Source organism: Streptomyces clavuligerus (assembly GCF_005519465.1).
GTDB classification, from domain to species: domain Bacteria; phylum Actinomycetota; class Actinomycetes; order Streptomycetales; family Streptomycetaceae; genus Streptomyces; species Streptomyces clavuligerus.
On the sequence record NZ_CP027858.1, the window covers coordinates 4,275,528 to 4,297,502 of the forward strand.

Consider the following 21,975-nt stretch of genomic DNA (forward strand, 5'->3'; position numbering starts at 1 on the left):
CTACTTCACCGCTCCCGCCATCACCCCCGACACGAACTGCTTCTGGAAGGCGAAGAACACCGCGAGCGGAATCACCATCGAGACAAAGGCCCCCGGGGCCAGGATGTCGATGTTGTTTCCGAACTGCCGCACCTGCCGCTGGAGCGCCACGGTGATCGGGGAACTCTCCGAGTCCGCGAAGATCAGGGCGACCAGCATGTCGTTCCAGACCCACAGGAACTGGAAGATCCCCAGCGAGGCGATGGCCGGGCCGCCCAGCGGCATGACCACCCGGGTGAAGAGCCGGATCTCGCCCGCGCCGTCCAGCCGGGCCGCCTCCAGCAGCTCCCGGGGGATCTCGGCGAAGAAGTTCCGCAGCAGGAAGATCGCGAACGGCAGTCCGAAGGCGACATGGAAGAGGATCACCCCGAGGGTGGTCTCGAAGAGCCCGATCTCGCCGAAGAGTCGGGAGACGGGGACCAGGGCCACCTGGACGGGCACCACCAGCAGCCCGACGACCAGCATGAACCACCAGTCCCGGCCGGGGAAGTCCAGCCAGGCGAAGGCGTAGCCGGCGAGAGCGCCGATCACCACGACCAGGACCGTGGCCGGGACGGTGATCGCCACACTGGCCCACAGGGAGTCCGTGACGGCCTCGTTCTCCAGCAGCCGTTCGTAGTTCTCCCCGGTCAGCCGGGCCGGTTCGGAGAACACCCGCCACCAGCCGCTCTCCGCGATGTCGGCGGGCTTCCGCAGGGAGGAGATCAGCAGCCCGAACGTCGGCATCAGCCAGAACAGCCCCACCAGCACCAGGAATACCCGCAGCGCGCCGCCTCCGGCGCGGGCCGCGATCCGTGCGGGGAGGGACTGCCGCGCCTTCGCCGCCCCGGGCTTCGCCGCCCCGGTCCGCGGTGCCCCGCTTTCCGGTGCTCCGGTTTCCGGTGCTCCGGTCTGCGGTGCTCCGGTTTTTGCTGCCCCGGTCTTCGACGCTTCGGGATCCGGTGCTCCGGGCCTCGGCGTCTGCCGCGGTCGCGGTGTCATCGGCGGCTCTCCCTTCGCATACGCCGGATGTTGAAGAACATCACCGGGACCACCAGCAACAGCAGCAGCACCGCGATCGCGCTCCCCACCCCGAGGTGCGCGTCCGTGCCGAACGACGAGCGGTAGAGCTGGAGCGCCAGCACGTTGGCGTCGTCCTGCGCCGAGCCGGGGGCGATGATGTAGACGAGGTCGAAGATCTTCAGCACATTGATCATCAGGGTGACCAGGACCACCGCCAGGACCGGCGCCAGCAGCGGCACCGTCACCCGGCGGAAGACCTGCCACTCGTTCGCCCCGTCCATCCGGGCCGCCTCCAGCAGCTCCCGGGGAACGCTCGCGAGCCCCGCGGCGATCAGCACCATCGCGAAACCCGCCCACATCCAGACATAGCTGCCGATGATCGCCGGGGTCACCAGCGCCGGGCCGAGCCAGTCGACCCCGTTGTACTGCTCACGGAAGTTGTCGGCGGGCAGCCGCAGCAGCGCCCCGTCGGCCGCCGCGGGCAGCGAGAAGGTCCCGTCGGCCGCCGCCCGGGTCTCGGCGACGACCCTGCCGTCCTTCACCGCCTCCACCGTCAGCCCCTTGAGTCCCAGCTCCCGGGGATCGACGGCGTTGACGGTGCCGCCCCCGCCCCGGGTGAAGTCCAGCCAGGCGGTGCCGGTGATCCGGCCGGTCTCAGGTGCCGCCCGCCGGGCCGCCCCGGCGTCCGACGGCATCGTCCCCGGCGCGACCCCGACCAGCGGCAGCAGAACGGGGCGGCCCGCGCGGACCGGTTCCTCGGTGACGAAGGAGCCGCCCCCGCCCTCCTTCAGCGGATGCGCGGGCAGCGGATGGGCCCGGGGGAAGACGGAGGACTCGGCGAAGGTGTCATGGACACCGACCCAGACCGCGTTCGCGACACCGCGCTCCGGGTCCTGCTCGTACACCAGCCGGAAGATGATCCCGGCGGCGAGCATCGAGATCGCCATGGGCATGAAGACGATCAGCTTGAACGCGGTGCCCCAGCGGACCCGTTCCGTCAGTACCGCGAAGATCAGACCGAGCGCGGTCGCGACGACGGGGGCGACCAGCACCCAGATCGCGTTGTTCCGCACGGCGGTGAAGATGCTGTCGTCGGTGAAGATCTCGACATAGTTGTCCAGGCCCGCGAAACCCTCGCCGGACCGGTCGAAGAACGAGCGCTGGACCGAGTACCCGATCGGGTAGACCACGAGCGCGCCCAGCAGCACCAGCGCGGGGAGCAGGAAACCGGCCGCGACGAGCCCGCGGCCGATGGCCGTGCGCCCCTGTCGCCCCGCTCCGCCCCCGCCGGTGCCGCGGTCGTGCGCGCTCTTGTGTTCCGTCTGGGGTCCGGCGGTGCCGGGACCCGGGCGGGCCGGGCCCGCCCCGTCTGTCGCGGTCCCCATCCGTCAGCTCTTGTACGCCTTGGCGGCGGCCGACTCCAGCTTCCGCTGGGTTCCGGCCACATCCCCGGGGTTCTTGAGGAAGTCCTGGAGGGTCTTCCAGAAACCGGCCCCCGGGGTGCCGCCGAATGACTGCGGCATCTGGTCCGACATGTCGAACCGGAACTCGTCGCCCGCGTCGATCAGCGCCTTCGCGATGGAACGCAGCACGTCATTGGGGTAGGTGGCGAGGTCCAGCGCCTTGTTCGGGGAGAGGAAGCCGCCCTCGGCCGCCTGGATCGCCGCCGCGTCGGGCGAGGCGAGGAAGGTCAGCAGCGCCTGGGCGCCCTTGCCGTCCTTCAGCGCGACGGCCGCGTCCCCGCCGGTCACCACCGGCGGCTTGGCGCCCACCGAGGGGAAGGGGAACACCTTGGCGTCCGTGCCGATCTCCGCGTCGGTCTGGCCGATGTTCACCGAGACGAAGTCACCCTCGAACACCATGGCGCCCTTGGGCTGGTCCCCGCCGCTGAAGGTCTGGGTGACGGACGCCGGGAACTCGGTCTGGAGCGCCCCGTCCGCGCCGCCCGCGATCAGCTCCGGCTTGCCGAACAGCTCGGCGAGCGTGGTCAGCGCCCCGGCCACGGAGGGGTCCGTCCACGGGATCTCGTGCCGGGCCAGCCGGTCGTACTTCTCCGGGCCCGCCTGGGAGAGATAGACGTTCTCGAACCAGTCGGTGAGCGTCCAGCCGTCCGCCCCGGCGACCGAGACGGGCGGGACACCGGAGGCCGAGACGGTCTGCGCGGTGGCCATGAAGTCCTTCCAGGTCTTCGGCTCGGCCGCGCCCGCGTTCTCGAAGACCGCGGTGTTGTACCAGATCAGCGACTTGTTGGCGGCCTTGTAGTAGACGCCGTACTGCTCGCCGTCGACCTGGCCGGTCCGCTGCCAGCCCGGGGAGTAGTTCTTGGCGAGCTGTGCCCTGGCGGCCTCGCCGACCGGCTTGGCCCATTTCCGTTCGACGGCCTGCCGGATGGCGCCGGGCTGGGGGAGCAGGGCCACATCCGGCGGGGCGCCGCCCGCGATCTTCGTGCCGATGAAGTTGACGATCGGGTCCTGGGCGGGGACGAAGGTGACCTCGGCACCGGTCCGCTTCTCGAACTCGGTCAGCACCTTGTCGAAGTTCTCCTGCTCGGGGCCGCTCCAGACCGCTGTGACCTGGAGCTTCTCCCCTTCGATGCGGGGGAGTTCCACCGTGGAGACCGTGGGGGCCCCGCTCTTGTCGTCCAGGGGGGCCGGTTTGCCGTCCCCGCCTCCGCAGCCGGTGAGGGCGAGCGCGGTGACGGCGGCGAGGGCCACCGCGGCCTTGGCCGTCGTGCCGTCGGGTTTCGTCCCGCACGCCGTATGTGTACGAAGAGTTGTGCGCATCTGTGCCCCGTCTCTTCCGTGCGCTGTCTCCTGCGTGCCGACAGGTTGACGCCCGGCCGCGGGGGCCGCAATACCGCCCACGCCTCCCGGGAACCTTCGTGATGCCTCTGTGAGGTGATCTCTCCACCGCCGCGCGGAGTGGCTGGGGCGCGGCGGCGGATACGTGCCCGAGCGCCTTGCGGAAATGGCTCGTTCACGACGGTTTGACGGCGGAGAGCGGTGGACAGGGACGCGTGCGGACAGCGGACAGCGGACAGCGGACAGCGGACAGCGGACAGCGGACAGCGGACAGCGGACAGCGGACAGCGGTACGTCGACGGGTGATGGGTGACCGGTGACGGGTGACGGTGGCCCGGTACGGCGGCGGGTCGGTGCGGGGCGGTGTGCGGGGTGCCCGGTGCGGCGGTGGGTGCCGCACCGGGTCCGTCAGGGGTGGGCGGGGGCCAGCGGGGGCACCGGGGCGGCGTCCACCAGATGCGCGGCCCGGTCCAGCGCGCTGGCCAGCAGCGCCAGATCCGTCGGCCCGTTGCCCAGCTCGCGTATGGGGCGCCGGGCGGGCGGGTCGCCCATGCGCTCCCACTCCAGCGGCACCACGGAGGGCCGCAGGGTCGCCGTCCGGGGGATACGGCCCGTCACCCGGCCGCCCTGGAACGGGGTCACCCGGCCGTCCGGCCGCCGTAGCGCGCCCCGGCCCGGAGCCGGACCCTCCGCACCCGTCGCGGGGGGCGGGTCGTCCAGTGCCACCCGCAGCCGGGCCGCCCGTGCCAGCTCGGTGGCGGATGTGCGCCCGTCCGGCGCCGTCGCGGCCACCAGATGCACACCCAGCCGCTCGCCGTCGCGGGCCACGGCCTCCAGCGCGCGGACGACCGAACCCGCCGCGGGGCGGCCGGTGCTGCCGAGCGCGGGCGTGACCAGCGCGTCCAGGTTGTCGACGAGGACCACCAGCCGGGGCAGCGGCCGGTCCGCCGTCCCGGCCGCGGCGCGGTGGCGGCCCCCCGGGCGCAGCCGCAGGGTGCCGCTCGGCGGGGACTCCAGGTCTCCGCCGGGGCCCGTGCCGGGCTGCTCGGCGGCGGTGGGCGGACGCTGGGCCACCACCCGGTCGCCGACCCGCCGCCGGGCCGCCCCGTCGGCGAAGGACGCGCCGCCCAGCAGCCCGTCCCGGCGCTTCAGCTCGGCGCCGAGCGCGGTCGCGAACTGCCGCATCCGCACCGGGTCGCTGGCCACCAGATGCTCGGTGACGTGCGGCAGGTCGGTGCAGACCCCGAGCCCCGCGCCGGGTTCGCCGCCCACGCCGTCGACGAGCAGCAGACCCAGCCGGTCGGGCCGGGCCCCGGCGGCCAGCGCGGCGGCGGCCGAACGCAGCAGCTCCGTACGGCCGCTGCCGGGCGGGCCCTCGATCAGCAGATGCGCGCACTCGGCCGTGAGATCGACGGCGAGCGGGCCGTCCGGGCCCGCGCCCAGGACCAGCGTGCCGGAGGTGTCGTCGGCCTGTGCCCAGCGGGCCATCAGCGACGCGGGGGTGGCCCGGGAGAGCCCCAGCTCGTCCAGGAGCCGCGCGGAACGGGGGAGTGCCGTGGCCCGCTCGGCGGCGGTGCCCTCGGCCCGCAGCGGGGCGAGCGCCCGCCCGAAGCGTTCGGCCCACGCCGCCGACACCGCGTCCACGGTCGCGGCGGAACCCGGGGCCGGGGGCAGGCCGCCCGGGGTCTCCAGCACCCGCAGCGTCGTCGCCACATCTCCGCTGAGCAGGGCGACCGCGCCGCACTCGCGGAAGGCGACCGAGGCCGCGCACGCGGTCTCGTAGGTGGCGGCCATCGGGGAGGCCGAGGACGCGGCGGGGGTCTCGGCCAGCACGATCGGATGGATTCCGGCCGCCCGTCCCGCCGCCGTCAGCCGGGCGGTCGCCTCGCGCAGATCGGCGCTGCCGGGGTCGCCGTCGACGACGAGCACCGTGCGGGCGCCGGTGTAACGGGCGGCCTCGGCGTCGACGGTGGCGCGGTCCGCGCTCGGCCAGCCGGGCCCCAGGGGGCCGCCGTCCAGCCGCCGGGTCAGCTCCGCCAGCCGGGCCGCGGCCTGGTCCCGGTCGTACGCGAGCAGCAGTCGGCAGCCCTGTCCGCGCGCCGGGCGCAGATGCGGCAGCCAGCCCAGCCAGGACCACTCCGCCTTCCGCTCATGGACGGAACGGTTCCGGTCGGCGCTGATCAGGACGAGTTCCAGATCGGCCGGTGCGTGCAGCGCGGCGAGCTGGGCCACGGCCGCCCGGGCCAGACCGGCGAGCCGGGCCCGGGGTCCGGCGAGCCCCAGCGAACCGGTCTCGCGCAGGGCGACGGTGACCGGCTCCGCGGGCAGGCCGCCCCGGTCGCCGGTGCCGAGCCGCAGGACCAGCGCGTCGGGGTGGCCCGGTCCGCGTTCCCACAGCCGGGGACCGGGGCCGAGCGCGGTGAGCAGCACGGCGGCGGGGTCGGGCCAGCGCTCGGGGACCGCCGGGGCGCCCGGCACCGGGAAGCTCTCGGTGTCCGCCTCGGCGGCGGCCTCCGCGCGCCCTCCGGCCAGCCGCCGGGCCCACGCCCCTATCCCGAGCCGCCGCCCCTTGCGCCCCCGGGCGCCCCAGCCGTCCTCGTCCTCGCTGTCGGAGCCCTCCCAGGGCCCGGACACGCCCGCCCCGTGGGTCACCGCCGCCGCGTCCGCCGAGCTGTAGGTGTCCGGGGCCTCCGTGCCACCGGGGCCCGCCGGGCGGTACGCGTCGGCGGTGGCCGCTGTGTGCGGGCCGCCGGTTCCGCCGTACGGGGTACGGCCCTGGTCGCCGGTGCCATGGGGACGCGGGCTGTTCGCGCCGTGCGCGCTGCCGGTCGCCGCCGTGCCGGTGCTCCGGTTTCCGCCGGTGGCCGGGGTGCGGGCGGGGCTCGCCGTCCCCGCAGCGGCCCGGTTGTCCGCGGCGGTGGCGGGACGGTGGGTGTCCGCCGCGGTCGCTCCGCGCGCGTCGGCGGTGCCACGGATGTCGGCGGTGGCCGCCGTGTGCGGGCTGTCGTCGGCGGCGCTGTGCCGGGAGGCGGGGCGGTACGTGCCCGTCGCGGTCGCTCCGCGGGTGTCGCCCGTTCCGTGGTTCCCGGTGCCGCGGGAACGCGGGCTGTGGGCGCCGCCGGTGGTCGAGGTGTCGGCGGCGTGGGAGTCGGTGGGGCCCGCCGTCCCCGCCGTGGTCCGGCCGTCCCCGGCGGCGCGCGGGCCGTCGGTGCCCGGACGGTACGTGCCCGCCGCGCTCGCTCCGCGGGTGTCACCGCTACCCGCCGTCCCCGCCGCGGTCCGGCCGTCCTCCGCGGTGCCGGAACGGTGGACAGCGGAACGGTAGGTACCGGAGGCGGCCGTCGGCTGCGGGCCGGTGGAGCCGGAGGCGCGGTAGGCGTCCGGCGCGCCGCCTGTCCCGTCGTACGGGGCGCGGGTGCCCGTACCGCCCGCGCCGGAGCGGTACGGGTCATGCCCCGCGGGGCCCGTCACCGGGTCGGAGGGACCGGCGGGGCGGGGGATACGGGCGGCCGGGGCATCGGTTTCGGGCCGGGCCCCCGGGATGCTCAGGGAGGGGCCGGTGCCGTCGGCGGTGACGGTGACGGCCCGTGCCGGGACCCGCAGATGACCCTCGCCGTCCGCCGCGGTCACCAGCGGCTGTGGCATCGCGTCCCCGGGCACGATCCGCAGCGTCGACTCGCCGATCCGCAGCAGTGCCCCCGGGTGCAGCGGCAGCGGACGCCCGCCCACCGCCCGTCCGCCGAGCGCGGTGCCGTTCGTGGAGCCGAGGTCCGCGACCGTGATCCCGTCCTCGGCGACGGTGATCTCGCAGTGGAGCCGGGAGACGTCCGGATCGTCCAGCGGCACATCCGCGTCGGCGGAGCGGCCGACGCTGACCCGTCCCCCGTGCAGCAGATGCACACCGCCCGCGTCGGGTCCCCCGACGACATGGAGCTGCGGTGAGGCGCCCGGGTCCCGGGGACCGGCGGCACCGGGGAGGTGGAGCGAGAGAACCGCCCCGTCCACCAGCGGCGGCTCGCCCAGGACCCGGCGGTCGGGGTCCAGCCGCTCATCGCCCGCGTACAGCACCGGCGTCCCGGAGGTGTCCGAGGGACCGGCGACGGCGCTCGCCAGCGGGGAGGCGACAGCGGCGAGCGCGGTCCCGGCGGGCGCCGTGATCAGCACATCGCACGCGCGCGGACCGGAGCACGCGCGGGCTCCCGCGGCGGCGCCGGGGCCGCCCGCGGGCCCCGCCGCCGCGGACTGCCCACCGCGCGGCGCGAGAACGGTCAGCCGGATCTGCATCGCCGTCAGCAATCCCTTCTGCGCGGGGTGCCCGGCAGGGTGCCGCATCGGATCGCCCCCACCCGACAGGTCGGCACGGACCACCGGGTCCCACCCCGTGACTCCGTGCTGGGGGCATCCTCGCACCTGCCGTGGACAACGCGCCCGCCCCATGGCGGGAAGTGATCTTGATTGGTCCGGTCCGGGAGGAAAAATGCCTGGTCGAGGTGGAAAACGGACGGGCCGCCCCCGGGTGCCGGTCCGGGCTTCCCGTCCCGGTCCGGCAACCGTCGCCCGATTTTCGGCGTCTTTCTTCCGTACACGCGGCCGGGTGCTCACTCGTACACGCGTGCGAATGGAACCCCGTCCGCGCGGCCGGGACGGAACAGGACGGAACGGCGGCGGAGCGGGCGCGCCGACGGGGAGCGCACCCGGCCGGGGTGGCGGCCCGGCCTGTGGACAACCGGTCCGATCCACTCGCGCGGCACTACAGTGGGTCGGACACCTGGGCGGACCCGCACGGCCCGCACCACGCAAGGACCACGATCAGCAGGGAGCGGATGACGTGCGGCCTGTAGGCAGCAAGTACCTCCTGGAGCAGCCGCTCGGACGCGGCGCCACCGGCACCGTCTGGCGCGCCCGGCAGCGGGAGACGGCGGGCGCCGAGGCCGCCGTGCCCGGCCAGCCCGGCGAGACCGTCGCGATCAAGGTCCTCAAGGAGGAGCTGGCCAACGACGCGGATGTCGTGATGCGCTTCCTGCGGGAGCGCTCCGTCCTGCTCCGCCTCACCCACCCCAATATCGTCCGGACCCGCGATCTGGTGGTCGAGGGCGATCTGCTCGCCCTGGTCATGGATCTGGTCGACGGGCCCGACCTGCACCGCTACCTCCGGGAGAACGGCCCCTTCACCCCGGTCGCCGCCGCCCTGCTCACCGCCCAGGTCGCTGACGCGCTCGCCGCGAGCCACGCCGACGGGGTGGTGCACCGCGACCTCAAGCCCGCGAACGTGCTGCTGAAGACCGACGCCGACGGCCAGATGCACCCGATGCTCACGGACTTCGGCATCGCCCGTCTGGCCGACTCCCCGGGCCTCACCCGGACCCACGAGTTCGTCGGCACCCCCGCGTATGTCGCCCCCGAGTCCGCCGAGGGCCGTCCGCAGACCTCCGCCGTGGACATCTACGGCGCGGGCATCCTGCTGTACGAGCTGGTCACCGGACGTCCGCCGTTCGCGGGCGGCAACGCGCTCGAAGTGCTCCAGCGCCATCTCAGCGAGGAGCCCCGCCGCCCCTCCACCGTCCCCGAGCCGCTGTGGACGGTCATAGAGCGCTGTCTGCGCAAGGAGCCGGCGGAGCGCCCGAGTGCGGAGAACCTGGCGCGGGGGCTGCGCACCGTCGCGGCGGGGATCGGCATGCACTCCACGCCGACCCAGATCGACGCCGCCCTCGGCGTCGCCGCGCTGCTCGCCCCCGACCCGGCCCCGGCCCCGGTGCCGGAGACGCCCGGCGCGGCGGGGGGATACGACCCGAACGCGCCGACGAACGTGTTCCCGCACACCTCCGGTGCCCCGGCGGGCGCCGCCGACCCCACGAGCGTGCTGCCGCACACCGGTGCTCCGGCCGGGGCCTCGGACGCGACGAGCGTGCTCCCGCAGACGGGTGGTCCGGCGGGTGCCGCCGACCCGACCAGCGTGCTGCCCCGGACCGGGGCCCCCGACCCGACGGCCGTTCTGCCGCCCGTGCCGCCGGGCCCCGGGGGGCCGCCGCAGCCCGACGGCCCGCACCCCTGGCAGTCCCAGCTCCAGGCCGCGCGCGACCGGAACGAGCAGACGCAGATCCAGTACCTGGACCCGGGCCAGGACCCGCTGCGCCGCGCTCCCCAGCGGCACCCGCAGCAGCCGCCCCAGCAGCCGTACCCGCCGAGGCCCGAGCCCTATGGGCAGCAGCCCCCGCAGCGCCCGTATCCGCCGCAGCAGCAGCCGTACGGACAGCACGGACAGCACGGGCAGCAGCAGTACGCGCCCCCGCCGCAGCAGCCGCAGCCGCGTCCGCAGCCCCGACGGCAGGCGCCCCGGCAGCCGCAGCCCCAGCCGCCTCAGCAGCAGCAGTACGCACCGCAGCCCTACGCGCCTCCGCAGCCGCCCGCGCCGCAGCAGCCGCAGCAGCCGGACCGGCGTGAGCCCCGCGAGCCCCGTGAGCGGCGTCAGCGCAGCGCCAATCCGATGCGCATCCCGGGCCTCGGCTGCCTCAAGGGCTGCTTCGTCTCCCTGCTGATGCTGTTCGTCGCGGGCTGGCTGGTGTGGGAGCTGACCCCGCTCCAGGACTGGGTCGCCCAGGGCAAGGGGTACTGGGACGTCATCGGCGACGGCATCACGACCGTGACCGACTGGATCTCCGAGCTGGGCGGCTCGGACCCCGGCACCGGCGGCCGGTAGACGGCGCTCCGGCGGGGTCCGGCCGGACCCCGCCGCGACGACGGCGCCACCCGCCACGGACCACCCGCCACGGCGCCAGCCGCCAGGGCGCCACCCGCCAGGGTGACGGCGACGGTGGCCGGGATGACGTCCGGGGGTGATCTCCGGAGCGGCGACTGAGTCGATTTATCGACTTCTGCGGGTTGATTTCGCCCGGAGAAGTGAAGGTTGGTGACATCCGGCGCACACACGTGCCGGAACCCCGCGTACGTTTAGGGCAACGCCAGCCGCTGAGGGAGCAGTCTTGGCACGGAATATCGGCAGCCGGTACACGGCCCACCAGATCCTCGGACGGGGCAGCGCGGGTACGGTCTGGGCCGGAGAAGGCCCCGACGGACCCGTCGCCATCAAGCTCTTGCGCGAGGACCTCGCCTCCGACCAGGAGCTGGTCGGGCGCTTCGTCCAGGAGCGCACCGCCCTGCTCGGACTCGACCACCCGAGGATCGTCGCCGTCCGGGACCTCGTCGTCGACGGCAGCGACCTCGCCCTGGTGATGGAGCTCGTCCGGGGCACCGATCTGCGGACCCGGCTCGACCGGGAGCGCAGGCTCGCCCCCGAGGCGGCGGTCGCGATCGTCGCCGACGTGGCCGACGGCCTCGCCGCCGCGCACGCCGCCGGTGTCGTCCACCGCGATGTGAAGCCGGAGAACATCCTCCTGGACATGGCGGGCCCGCTCGGCCCGGCCGGGTCCCACCCGGCGCTGCTCACGGACTTCGGCGTCGCCAAACTGATCGACACCGCCGGCCGCACCCGGTCCAGCCGGATCATCGGCACACCCGACTATCTCGCCCCCGAGATAGTGGAGGGTCTGCCGCCGCGCGCGGCCGTCGACATCTACGCGCTCGCCACCGTGCTGTACGAACTGCTGGCGGGATTCACCCCGTTCGGCGGCGGCCACCCCGGCGCGGTGCTGCGCCGCCATGTCACCGAGACGGTGGTGCCGCTCCCCGGGATTCCCGACGAGCTGTGGCAGTTGATCGTCCAGTGCCTGGCCAAGGCTCCGGCCTCCCGGCTGCGCGCGTCCGAGCTGGGCACCCGGCTGCGGGAGCTGCTGCCGCTGCTCGCGGGCATGCCCCCGCTGGACGTGGACGAACCGGGCGCCGAGTCCGGGCAGGAGCCGTACGGCGAGCAGGGCGCGTACACGGAACGTGACGAGCGCGGCGGGCGGGACGGGCGGGACACCCTGCCCGGCGGCCGGCCCGACGAGCGCCGGAGGGGGGCGGTCCCGCTCGTGCCGGGTGTGACTCTCGCGGACTCCCAGCGCGACACCCACACCTCGATGCGGGTCCCCGCCCCGGACGAGCTGGCGGGCGGGGCGCACGGCACCGCCCGCGCGCCGCGCTCGCCGGGCCAGCGCCGCCCCGGCTCCGCCCGCAACCGGAGCGGCGCCCGCCCCGGCCAGGTCTCCCCGATGATCCGCAGACGCCGCCTCACCCTCGGCGTCGCGGGCCTCGCGCTCGTCGCGGCGGTGAGCGTCGGCGGCTGGCTGGCGGCGAACGACGGCGACGCCGAGCCCCCGTCCCGGGACACCCAGTCGACCTCGACGGGCCCGTGACACCGCACTCCGGCACCGTTCCCGCCGGGGCCTGAGACACCTCCCGGCGGCGGATGCCCGCCGGGTTCTCCTGGTGGGCTCCGTCCCGCTCCGGGGACGTCCGATGGCGGATGCCCGTCCCGCCGTGCCCCCGCCACGGGGCGGCGCCGTGCCGTGATTCCCGTCGCCGGGCCGCGCGGGCTCCGTTCGGTGCGGGCGCCTGTGGTGCCCTCGGGGAGGTCTCGGGCCGGGAGGCCCGCGCCGCTCCAGGGGGACACGGCGGCGGATGCCCACCGGGCCGTGACCCACCGCCGGGTACCGCTGTGCCGTGGCATCCGGCGCGTACCCGGTGCGGATGCCTGCCGGGGGTCTCTCGGCGCGGGCTTCCGCCCCGCTCCGCGAGGGGACGCCGATGGCGGATGCCCGTCCCGCCGTGACTCCACCGCCGGGTGCCGCCGTGCTGTGGTTCGCGTCGTCGCACCGCGCCGGGCTCCGTTCGGTGTGGACACCTGCCGTGTCCCTCGGGAGGGAGGCCCGCGACACTCCACAGCGACACCCCACAGGGGGGACGCCCGGTGACGGATGCCCGCCGGGGTCCCCTGGTGGGTCCGCGCCGCTCCACAGGCGGGTGCCTGTCGGCTCCTCCCCGTCGGTGGGTGCCGCCGTGCCGTGGCGTCCGCCGTGCACCCGGCGCGGATGTCCGCCGGGGGCTTTCGGCGCGGGCTTCCGCCCCACTTCCCGAGGGGCCGTCCGGTGGACGGCCATGACGTCGTGACTCCGCCGCGGGGCGGCGCCGTGCCGTGATTCCCGTCGCCGGGCTTCACCCGGCGTGGCACGCGTCGTGCCCTCCGGGGAATCCCGGGCCGGGCCCGTCCCGCTCCCGAGGGGGCCGCCCGGCGGCGGACGCCCGTCGGGCGCTTTCCCCCGGTGGTGGCGCCCCGCGCGGATCGCCGCACGCGCCCGGGAGGGGGCGCGTGCAGGCCCCGCGCGGCGGTGGCCCGCCGGGCCCGGGGAGCCGCCCGTCCCAGCTCTCCCCGCGACCGGGCGGCACCGCCGCAGGCACCCCGTACGTCCGGGCGCGAAGCCGTGGACGACCGCCGCCGGAGCCCCGTACGTCCGGGCGCGGACGCCCCGTACGGCGGGCGCCCGACCCCCGTGCGGCCCGGTCGGCGGGCCCCGTATGACAGGGACCAGCCAGGAACCGTCGCGGGAGCCGTTACGCTGGACCCGTGGCAGTCGTCGATGTATCCGAAGAGCTGAAGTCCCTCTCCTCGACCATGGGGTCGATCGAGTCCGTCCTGGACCTCGACAGGATGAGGGCCGACATCGCCGTGCTCGAAGAGCAGGCCGCTGCCCCGTCCCTGTGGGACGACCCCGAGGCGGCGCAGAAGATCACCAGCAGGCTCTCGCATCTCCAGGCAGAGCTGCGCAAGACCGAGGCGCTGCGCGCCCGCATCGACGACCTGGGTGTGCTCTTCGAGCTGGCCGAGGCCGAGGACGACGCGGACACCCTCGCCGAGGCCGAGACCGAGCTGGCCGCGGTCCGCAAGGCGCTGGACGAGATGGAGGTGCGCACCCTCCTCTCCGGCGAGTACGACGAGCGCGAGGCGCTGGTCAACATCCGGGCCGAGGCGGGCGGCGTGGACGCGTCCGACTTCGCCGAGCGGCTCCAGCGGATGTACATGCGCTGGGCCGAGCGCCACGGCTACGCCACGGAGATCTACGAGACCTCCTACGCGGAGGAGGCGGGCATCAAGTCGACCACCTTCGTGGTCAAGGCCCCCTACGCCTACGGCACCCTCTCCGTCGAGCAGGGCACCCACCGCCTCGTGCGCATCTCGCCGTTCGACAACCAGGGCCGCCGCCAGACCTCCTTCGCGGGTGTCGAGGTGCTTCCGGTCGTCGAGCAGAGCGATCACGTCGAGATCGACGAGACCGAGCTGCGGGTGGACGTCTACCGCGCCTCCGGCCCCGGCGGCCAGGGCGTCAACACCACCGACTCCGCCGTCCGGATCACCCACATCCCCACCGGCATCGTGGTCTCCTGCCAGAACGAGCGCTCCCAGATCCAGAACAAGGCGAGCGCCATGAACGTCCTCCAGGCGAAGCTGCTCGAACGGCGCCGCCAGGAGGAGCAGGCCAGGATGGACGCGCTCAAGGGCGACGGCGGCAACTCCTGGGGCAACCAGATGCGTTCGTACGTCCTGCACCCCTACCAGATGGTCAAGGACCTGCGGACCGAGTTCGAGGTCGGCAATCCGCAGGCCGTGCTCGACGGCGAGATCGACGGCTTCCTGGAGGCCGCCATCCGCTGGCGCAGGCGCCAGGAGAAGTAGTCCGGACGGCCGGTCCCCGCGGACCGGCGCACCCGGTACCACCCACGGACGACGGACGAGGTGCCGGGCCCCGCACGGGCCCGGCACCTCGTCCGTCGGCGTGTCCGGGAGCACGGCGACTCCGGGAGTACCCGACCGTACCCGACCGGTCACCCGGAGTGCTGGCCGCAGGGCCGCAAAAAGGCCCGGGGCAGCACCCCGGGCCCAGGACCGGCCCCGCGCGGTCTCCCTACGCGGTGCGCGCGGCGAGCACCGCCAGTGCCGCCACCAGTACGATCAGCAACGTCAACAGCGTGACCGGATTCAGCCCCCCGAACGGGCCCTCCTGCTGCATCCGCGCGCGGTTCGCCCGGCAGACCGGACAGCGGCCCTCGGATACCGGGGCCGCGCAGTTGGCGCACACCAGTCGGTCGTAGGTCATGCGCTCTCCTCCTCCCGCGCGCCGGAGCCGCAGACGCGGACCGTCAGCACAGTTCTCTCCCGACAACGCTCAAGGAAACGCGACTGTTCCCCTACCACTGTGCCAGCTCCCGCGCTTTTCGGCGCGCCCCCTCCCGGGGCACCACCCCGTACGGTGATCCACTCGGCTCCCCCTCCCGGGACGCTCCACCCGGGGCTCGCCCGGGGTCCGTTCAAGGGGCGGTGTTCCGGGCCCGTACGAGGGTCCGTGGTCCGGGCCCGTGCGACCGGCCCGGTGGGACAAACCGCGCAACCCCGACCGGCGCCTGCGGTCGCGACCCTCGTTCGCGTAGTGTCACGCCCATCTACTCCCGGCTCACCGTGGTGCATCCATGATCCGATTCGACAATGTCTCCAAGAGCTATCCGAAGCAGAACCGGCCCGCCCTGCGCGATGTCTCGCTGGACATCGAGAAGGGGGAGTTCGTCTTCCTCGTGGGGTCGTCCGGCTCCGGAAAGTCGACCTTCCTGCGGCTGATCCTGCGCGAGGAGCGCGCCAGCACCGGCATGGTGCACGTCCTCGGCAAGGACCTCGCCCGGCTCTCCAACTGGAAGGTGCCGCACATGCGCCGCCAGCTCGGCACGGTCTTCCAGGACTTCCGGCTGCTGCCGAACAAGACCGTCGCCGAGAACGTCGCCTTCGCCCAGGAGGTCATCGGCAAGCCCCGGGGCGAGATCCGCAAGGCCGTGCCCCAGGTGCTCGACCTCGTCGGCCTCGGCGGCAAGGAGGACCGGATGCCGGGCGAGCTGTCCGGCGGTGAGCAGCAGCGCGTGGCCATCGCCCGCGCCTTCGTCAACCGGCCGATGCTGCTGATCGCCGACGAGCCCACCGGCAACCTCGACCCGCAGACCTCCGTCGGCATCATGAAGCTGCTCGACCGGATCAACCGGACCGGCACCACCGTGGTGATGGCGACCCACGACCAGAACATCGTCGACCAGATGCGCAAGCGCGTGATCGAGCTGGAGCAGGGCCGTCTCGTACGTGACCAGGCCCGCGGCGTCTACGGCTATCAGCACTGAGCCCGGCCCGGCGCCCGGCCCGGCCGCCCCGGCCGGTCCGGGGCCCGGTCGGCGCCGGGCCCCGGCGGCACAAGCAGCAAGCGCAAGGAAAGGCTGAACGCACGCGATGCGCGCCCAGTTCGTACTGTCGGAGATCGGCGTAGGTCTCCGCCGCAATCTCACCATGACCTTCGCGGTCATCGTCTCGGTGGCCCTGTCGCTGGCGCTCTTCGGCGGTGCGCTGCTGATGAGCCAGCAGGTCAACACGATGAAGGACTTCTGGTACGACAAGGTCAACGTCTCCATCTTCCTCTGCAACAAGAACGACGCCACGACCTCCCGCTCCTGCGCCAAGGGAGCCGTGACGGATCAGCAGAAGCACCAGATCAAGGCCGATCTGGAGAAGATGGACGTGGTCGAGACCGTCCACCACGAGTCGGCCGAGCAGGCGTACAAGCTCTACAAGAAGCAGTACGGCGACACGGGCATCGCGGCCACCATCACCCCGGACCAGATGCAGGAGTCGTACCGGGTCAAGCTCAAGGACCCGGAGAAGTACCAGGTGGTGGCGTCCGCGTTCGCCCAGCGGGACGGCGTCCACCAGGTCCGGGACCAGCGGGACATCCTGGAGAACCTCTTCTCGCTGATGAACGGGATGCGGATCGCCGCGCTCTGTGTCATGGGGCTGATGCTGGTGATCGCGATGATGCTGATCGTCAACACGGTGCGGGTCTCGGCGTTCAGCCGCAGGCGTGAGACGGGGATCATGCGGCTCGTCGGCGCGTCCAGCTTCTACATCCAGATGCCGTTCATCATGGAGGCCGCCTTCGCGGGGCTGCTCGGCGGCGCTGTCGCCTGCGGGTTCCTGCTGCTCGGCCGGTACTTCCTGATCGACAACGGGCTCGCGCTCGCCGAGAAGATGCAGTTGGTCAACTTCATCGGCTGGGACGCGGTGCTCACCAAGCTGCCGCTGGTGCTGGCGATCGGTCTGCTGATGCCCGCGCTCGCCGCCTCCATCGCGCTGCGCAAGTATCTGAAGGTCTGACGCGCCACCCGTGGAACGCCACCCGTGGAACGTCACCGGACGGAAAGCCGCCGGACGGAATGCTGCCGGGCGGAACGCCATCGGCGGACGGCCGGACGGGAACGGCGCACCACCGCGTCCGACGATGTGACAAGCGCTCCGGGCGCCCTGCGGTCAACACCCGTGGGGCGCCTTTCGCTTGTCCTAGACTCGACGCCATGCCGGGCCCGGACTCCCACCGCCCACGGCCCAGCGGCGCCCGTCGCGGGGCCGTGCTGACGCTGGTGTTCGCGATGGCGCTGGCCGTCGGCGCGGCGGCCGACGCGCTGCCCCGCGAGACCGGGCCCCGCACCCCCGCCGTCCACCCCGCGGGCACCACCGTCGACCGGGACACCGTCGCCCGTGCGGCGGCCGAGGCGGCGGCGGGCGGCCGATCGGGAACGGAGGCGGCCCAGGAGGCCGTCCGGCGCGGCGGCGACCGCTGGGGCGTGGTCTACGGCGAGCGGGAGTACGAGCGTTTCCGCCGGGCGCTGGACGGCGAGTACACGGGCGTCGGGCTCTGGCCGCGCCGCTCCCGCGCCGGGGGGATCGAGGTGGTCCGGGTGCAGCCGGGCGGCCCCGCCGACCGGGCGGGCGTACGGGCCGGGGACCGGCTGCGGGCGGTCGGCGGCACGGCCGTGGACCGGTGCACGGCCGCCGAGGTGGTGGCGCTGCTGCGCGGCGAGGCCCGCACCCGTGTCGAGCTGGCCCTGGAGCGCGCGGGCCGGGCCCTGACCCGTTCCCTCACGCGGACGACGCTGTCCGCCGAGACCGTCACCGTCCGCCGGCTCGACCCCGGAGCCGTGATGATCAAGGTCGCGGCCTTCACCACGGGCACCGGTCAACGGGTGCGCGAGGCCGTGCGCCGGGCCCCGGAGGGTGCCGGGGTCCTGCTGGATCTGCGGGGGAACAGCGGCGGCCTGGTCCACGAGGCGGTCGCCGCCGCCTCCGCCTTCCTCGACGGCGGCCTGGTGGCGACCTACGACGTCCAGGGGGAGGAGCGCTCCCTCTACGCGCGGCCGGGCGGGGACACGGAGCGGCCCGTGGTCGCCCTTGTCGACGGGGGCACGATGAGCGCCGCCGAGCTGGTCACCGGGGCCCTCCAGGACCGTGGCCGGGCGGTCACCGTCGGTTCGCGCACCTTCGGCAAGGGGGCCGTGCAGATGCCGAGCGAGCTGCCCGACGGCTCGGTGGCCGAGCTGACCGTGGGGCACTACCGCACCCCGGCGGGCCGCAGCGTCGACGGCACCGGGATCACCCCCGACCTCCCGGCGGGCGACGCCGCCGAGGACCGGGCGCGCACCGTTCTGGACGGACTCGGCCGGACCCGGTAAACCTCTTGCGCCGGGGTGCGAAAATAAACGCACTATGGCTAAGGACAACACAAAGGCCAAGAGCAAGGCCAAGGAGCAGGGTCGCAAGCTGGTCGCGCAGAACAAGAAGGCGCGGCACGACTACCACATCATCGACACCTATGAGTGCGGCATGGTGCTGACCGGCACCGAGGTGAAGTCGCTGCGCCAGGGACGGGCGTCGCTGGTGGACGGGTTCATCCAGATCGACGGCCACGAGGCGTGGCTGCACAACGTGCACATCCCCGAGTACAGCCAGGGGACCTGGACCAACCACGCCGCGCGGCGCAAGCGCAAGCTGCTGCTGCACCGGGCGGAGATCGACAAGCTGGAGGCCAAGCTCCAGGACGCGGGCCACACGATCGTGCCGCTGTCGCTGTACTTCACGAACGGCCGGGCCAAGGTCGAGATCGCGCTCGCGAAGGGCAAGAAGGAGTACGACAAGCGGCAGACCCTGCGGGAGCGGCAGGACCGGCGCGAGGCGGACCGGGCGATGTCGTCGGCCCGCAGGCGGCAGCGGGCGGCGGCCTCCTAGCCCGGGGCGGTCTCCCGGCCGCCCGCAGCGCCATCGGTGTGCCGGAGTAAATGGCTGGCACGCGGCCCCGCCGGTCACGTACGATGGCAACGTCCCGCACGACGGGGCACGGTTTGAAAAATCAACATGGGGATGATCGGTTTCGACAGCGGATGTCGAGGCAGGGGAAGCGAGCCGAGGAAGCGGCAATGATCTCGTAAACCATATGTCGCAAACAATAATCGCCAATTCCAAGCGCGATAACTCCGAAGCCTTCGCCCTCGCTGCCTGATAAGCAGTAGAGCGAACCTTCATTCATGGAGCGTCAGCCCGGGGATCGATCCCGACCCGGCCCCTGGCGTCAGCTAGGGATCTTTACCCCTAGTCCCGGTCACGGGGGCTAGCGGGGACAACCAACAGTGACTGAGCCCGTCGGAGACTTGTCCGTGTGATCTCCGGGGCCGAGAAAATCACAGCGGACTGCGCTCGGAGAAGTCCTGGTTCCGCACCGTTGGACGCGGGTTCGATTCCCGCCATCTCCACTCATCCCATGTGGGCAAAGGCCCGGCTGCCACGGCAGCCGGGCCTTTGTCATGCCTGGCCTCGGTCGCGCCCGGCCGCCGCTCCGGCAGTTCGGGTGGGGGCGAACCGGGCCACGGCACAGCCCAGGGCCGCCGCGAGCGCCGGAAGCACATACCCGTACTCCGGCCCCAGGTGCTCCGCCGTCCAGCCGCCCGCCGCCGACCCCGCCGCGATACCGATGAGGACGGCGGTGACGGCCAGCGTCATCCCCTCGTTCAGGCGCGCGGGGGGCGTCAGCCGCTGGACGAGCGTCAGCCCGGTGACCATCGTCGGGGCTGTCGCCGCGCCCACCGCGAGCAGCGCCGCCGCCAGGGCCGGGACCGGCCCGTCCCCGAGCGCCACGAGCGGCGGCGGCACCAGCAGGGCGCACAGCGCGGCCAGGCACACCACCAGCCGCCGGTGCGGATCGCGGGCGGCGCGGACCGTCCCGTACAGCAGTCCGCAGACCGCCGAACCGGCCGCCTGGAGACCGAGGACGAGCCCCGCGCCGGGGCCGTCGAGCAGGGCGATCGTGGACACCTCCAGCGAGCCGAAGATCACTCCGGTGGTGAGGAAGACCGCGAGCAGCGGGGGCATGCCCCCGGTCCGCAGCGGGGCGCGCCCACCGGCCCGGCGCGGGGCGGGCGGCGGCTCGGTGGCGCGCTGCGCCGCGAAGACGAGGACGCCGGTGAGCAGCAGTCCCGCCGCGACCAGGGTGCCCGCGTGCGGGGCGAGCGCCGAGCAGAGCAGCGCGGCCAGTACCGGGCCGAGCATGAAGCACAGCTCGTCGACGACCTGCTCGAAGGAGTTCGCGGTGTGCCGGGCGGCCGGGTCGTCCCGGTGGAGATGGACCCAGCGGGCGCGGGACATCCCCCCGGTGTTGGGGGTGGTGGCGGTCGCGGCGTGCGCGGCGAAGAGCGTCCAGTCGGGCAGGCCGAGCCGGACGCAGAGCACCAGCGCCAGCGAGCCGAGCACCGCGAGCGCGGCGGCCGGGACGGCGATCCTGGCCTGCCCGTGCCGGTCCACCAGCCGTGCCGTCCAGGGGGCGAGCAGCGCGGTGGCGGCGAGTCCCGTGGCGACGACGGCTCCGGCGAGCGCGTAGGAGCCGCGCGTCGTGGCGATCATGACGACCGCGCTGACGCCGAACATGCCCATCGGGAGCCGGGCGAGCAGACCGCCCGCGACGAAGGCGCGGACGCCGGGCGGGGCCAGAAGACGGGTGTACGGGCCCGGGGGGCGGCGCGGTCGCCGGTTCCCCTTCCCGGGTCCGTTCCCGTTCCCTCTCCCGCGCCCTCCCCCGTCCCGGTTCCCGTTCCTGTCTCCGTTTCCGGGCGGGCCGGGAAAGCCGGGAAAGCCGGGCAGGAAAACCGGTCCCTCGGCGGTCAGGCCCAGTACCGGAGCGGACCGGGCGGACGCCATCGGCGAGGCAGGCGAGGCGGACGATCTGGACGACCTGGACGAGGCGGACGGGGCAGGCGAGGCGGACGGAGCGGCGAAGGAGGGCGTCGGCATGGGAACCACCCTCGGTCCGGTCCCGGGGCGCGGTCCAACACCTGCCCCCGTCCCATTGACGCGCCTGTGTTGTACGTTCTGCCGGTGGCCCACGATGTCGACCCCCGGCTGTTGCGCGTCTTCCTGGCCGTCGCCGACGAACTTCACTTCACCCGCGCCGCCGCCCGCCTCCACCTCGCCCAGCAGGCGCTCAGCCGCGATGTGCGCCGACTGGAGCGGGAGCTGGGCGCCGAACTCTTCCTGCGGACCACCCGGCGGGTCGCCCTCACCCCCGACGGCGAGCGGCTGCTCCCGTACGCCCGGCGGGTGCTCGCCGCCCACGAGGAGCTGGCCGCCGCCTTCGCCGACCCCGGCAGGCCGCTGCTCGTGGATCTCAACACCGAGGGCATGGCCTCCGGCCGGGTCCTGGCCCGGGCCCGGGAACTGGCCCCGGGCCAGGAGCTGATGGCCCGCTACGAGTCCGGGCTCACCGGCGCCGCCGCCGACCTCGCCGCGGGCCGTCTCGATGTCTCCTTCGGACTCTTCGGCGGCCTCGCCCCCCGGCTGCGGGCCCCCCTCTCCCACCAGCTCGTCCGGTACGAGCCGCTGGCCGTGGTCCTCCCGTACGACCATCCGCTCGCCGCCCGGGACCGGGTGCCGCTGGCCGCGCTGGCGGGCGAGAGCGTCTACGCGGGCGCGGGCAACCCCCGGACCACCGAGTGGACGGAGTCGGCCCGCCGTCTCTTCGCCGCGCACGGCATCGCCCTCGCGCCGCCCGCGCCCATGGCCGTCGGGGCGGAGGAGTTCCGCCGGGTGATGGCGAAGACCCGTCGCCCGGTGCTCACGGTCGTCGACTTCCGCGCCGTCCCGGACACCGTTCTGCGGCCCCTCACCGACCCCGTCCCGCTCGCCCCGCTCTCCCTGGTCTGGCGCACGGGTCTGCGCCACCCGGGCCTCGACGCCCTGCGCGCGGCGGCGGCCGGGCTGGCGCGGGAGGAGGGGTGGCTGGAACGAGGTGCCGGGAAGCCCCTGGAATGACGGTCCGGCTCCCGGTGCGCCTCCGCGACAGCACACTTCCGGCCGGAT

The 21,975-nt window shown here is 74.2% G+C and carries 14 protein-coding genes and 1 other RNA gene; 9 read left to right on the top strand and 6 right to left on the bottom strand.

Going from position 1 to position 21,975, the window contains the following annotated elements; genetic code table 11:
• The 4 genes from CRV15_RS18020 to CRV15_RS18035 form a co-directional block, all read right to left on the bottom strand.
• The gene (locus tag CRV15_RS18020; RefSeq protein ID WP_003958022.1) at positions 1-1,020 is read right to left on the bottom strand and encodes a carbohydrate ABC transporter permease; all 1,020 of its coding nucleotides are present in this window, start codon (positions 1,018-1,020) and stop codon (positions 1-3) included.
• Entirely contained in the window at positions 1,017-2,426 is a 1,410-nt protein-coding gene (locus CRV15_RS18025; RefSeq protein WP_003960657.1) for a carbohydrate ABC transporter permease, read from the bottom strand. The genes CRV15_RS18020 and CRV15_RS18025 overlap by 4 nt, the downstream gene beginning before the upstream one ends.
• 3 nt (positions 2,427-2,429) lie before the next feature.
• Positions 2,430-3,824 (bottom strand): ABC transporter substrate-binding protein, encoded by a 1,395-nt coding sequence (locus CRV15_RS18030; RefSeq protein ID WP_003958020.1) that lies wholly within the window; start codon positions 3,822-3,824, stop codon positions 2,430-2,432.
• 426 nt (positions 3,825-4,250) lie between these two features.
• Positions 4,251-8,126: an FtsK/SpoIIIE domain-containing protein gene (locus tag CRV15_RS18035; RefSeq protein WP_009996337.1), complete on the bottom strand. Its 3,876-nt coding sequence runs from the start codon at positions 8,124-8,126 to the stop codon at positions 4,251-4,253.
• Between the two features lie 544 nt (positions 8,127-8,670).
• Here CRV15_RS18035 and CRV15_RS18040 point away from each other — a divergent pair.
• From CRV15_RS18040 to prfB, 3 genes are all read left to right on the top strand, one after another.
• The gene (locus CRV15_RS18040) at positions 8,671-10,539 is read left to right on the top strand and encodes a serine/threonine-protein kinase (RefSeq protein ID WP_003960655.1); all 1,869 of its coding nucleotides are present in this window, start codon (positions 8,671-8,673) and stop codon (positions 10,537-10,539) included.
• Between the two features lie 283 nt (positions 10,540-10,822).
• On the top strand, positions 10,823-12,133 hold the full coding sequence (locus CRV15_RS18045; RefSeq protein ID WP_009996336.1) for a serine/threonine-protein kinase: 1,311 nt from the start codon (positions 10,823-10,825) through the stop codon (positions 12,131-12,133).
• A 1,208-nt stretch (positions 12,134-13,341) separates the two neighbouring features.
• On the top strand, positions 13,342-14,448 hold the full coding sequence (gene prfB / locus CRV15_RS18050; protein WP_003960653.1) for a peptide chain release factor 2: 1,107 nt from the start codon (positions 13,342-13,344) through the stop codon (positions 14,446-14,448).
• 229 nt (positions 14,449-14,677) lie between these two features.
• Here prfB and CRV15_RS18055 read toward each other — a convergent pair whose 3' ends face one another.
• Positions 14,678-14,869: a hypothetical protein gene (locus tag CRV15_RS18055; RefSeq protein ID WP_003954762.1), complete on the bottom strand. Its 192-nt coding sequence runs from the start codon at positions 14,867-14,869 to the stop codon at positions 14,678-14,680.
• Between the two features lie 370 nt (positions 14,870-15,239).
• Here CRV15_RS18055 and ftsE point away from each other — a divergent pair, with 370 nt between their 5' ends.
• The 5 genes from ftsE (at position 15,240) to ssrA (ending at position 19,382) form a co-directional block, all read left to right on the top strand.
• A complete protein-coding gene (gene ftsE / locus CRV15_RS18060; protein WP_003954763.1) occupies positions 15,240-15,929 on the top strand; it encodes a cell division ATP-binding protein FtsE in 690 nt (229 codons plus the stop codon).
• A 106-nt stretch (positions 15,930-16,035) separates the two neighbouring features.
• Positions 16,036-16,953: a permease-like cell division protein FtsX gene (gene ftsX / locus CRV15_RS18065; RefSeq protein WP_003954764.1), complete on the top strand. Its 918-nt coding sequence runs from the start codon at positions 16,036-16,038 to the stop codon at positions 16,951-16,953.
• 197 nt (positions 16,954-17,150) lie between these two features.
• The gene (locus CRV15_RS18070) at positions 17,151-18,305 is read left to right on the top strand and encodes a S41 family peptidase (protein ID WP_003954766.1); all 1,155 of its coding nucleotides are present in this window, start codon (positions 17,151-17,153) and stop codon (positions 18,303-18,305) included.
• Between the two features lie 34 nt (positions 18,306-18,339).
• Complete coding sequence (gene smpB / locus CRV15_RS18075) at positions 18,340-18,858, top strand: SsrA-binding protein SmpB (RefSeq protein WP_003954767.1); 519 nt, start codon at positions 18,340-18,342, stop codon at positions 18,856-18,858.
• Between the two features lie 128 nt (positions 18,859-18,986).
• Positions 18,987-19,382, top strand: a transfer-messenger RNA (tmRNA) gene (gene ssrA, locus CRV15_RS18080).
• 46 nt (positions 19,383-19,428) lie between these two features.
• Here ssrA and CRV15_RS18085 read toward each other — a convergent pair.
• A complete protein-coding gene (locus tag CRV15_RS18085) occupies positions 19,429-20,910 on the bottom strand; it encodes an MFS transporter (RefSeq protein WP_003960652.1) in 1,482 nt (493 codons plus the stop codon).
• 66 nt (positions 20,911-20,976) lie between these two features.
• On the opposite strand from CRV15_RS18085, the gene CRV15_RS18090 reads away from it, so the two are divergent.
• Positions 20,977-21,927 (top strand): LysR family transcriptional regulator, encoded by a 951-nt coding sequence (locus tag CRV15_RS18090; protein ID WP_003954769.1) that lies wholly within the window; start codon positions 20,977-20,979, stop codon positions 21,925-21,927.
• The last annotated feature ends 48 nt before the right edge of the window (positions 21,928-21,975 follow it).

Bases quoted from the DNA above. Each gene is read 5' to 3' on its own strand.
- CRV15_RS18020 (WP_003958022.1), bottom strand. From the start codon at position 1,020: ATGACACCGCGACCGCGGCAGACGCCGAGGCCCGGAGCACCGGATCCC.
- CRV15_RS18025 (WP_003960657.1), bottom strand. From the start codon at position 2,426: ATGGGGACCGCGACAGACGGGGCGGGCCCGGCCCGCCCGGGTCCCGGC.
- CRV15_RS18030 (WP_003958020.1), bottom strand. From the start codon at position 3,824: ATGCGCACAACTCTTCGTACACATACGGCGTGCGGGACGAAACCCGAC.
- CRV15_RS18035 (WP_009996337.1), bottom strand. From the start codon at position 8,126: ATGCAGATCCGGCTGACCGTTCTCGCGCCGCGCGGTGGGCAGTCCGCG.
- CRV15_RS18055 (WP_003954762.1), bottom strand. From the start codon at position 14,869: ATGACCTACGACCGACTGGTGTGCGCCAACTGCGCGGCCCCGGTATCC.
- ftsE (WP_003954763.1), top strand. From the start codon at position 15,240: ATGATCCGATTCGACAATGTCTCCAAGAGCTATCCGAAGCAGAACCGG.
- ftsX (WP_003954764.1), top strand. From the start codon at position 16,036: ATGCGCGCCCAGTTCGTACTGTCGGAGATCGGCGTAGGTCTCCGCCGC.
- CRV15_RS18070 (WP_003954766.1), top strand. From the start codon at position 17,151: ATGCCGGGCCCGGACTCCCACCGCCCACGGCCCAGCGGCGCCCGTCGC.
- smpB (WP_003954767.1), top strand. From the start codon at position 18,340: ATGGCTAAGGACAACACAAAGGCCAAGAGCAAGGCCAAGGAGCAGGGT.
- CRV15_RS18085 (WP_003960652.1), bottom strand. From the start codon at position 20,910: ATGCCGACGCCCTCCTTCGCCGCTCCGTCCGCCTCGCCTGCCCCGTCC.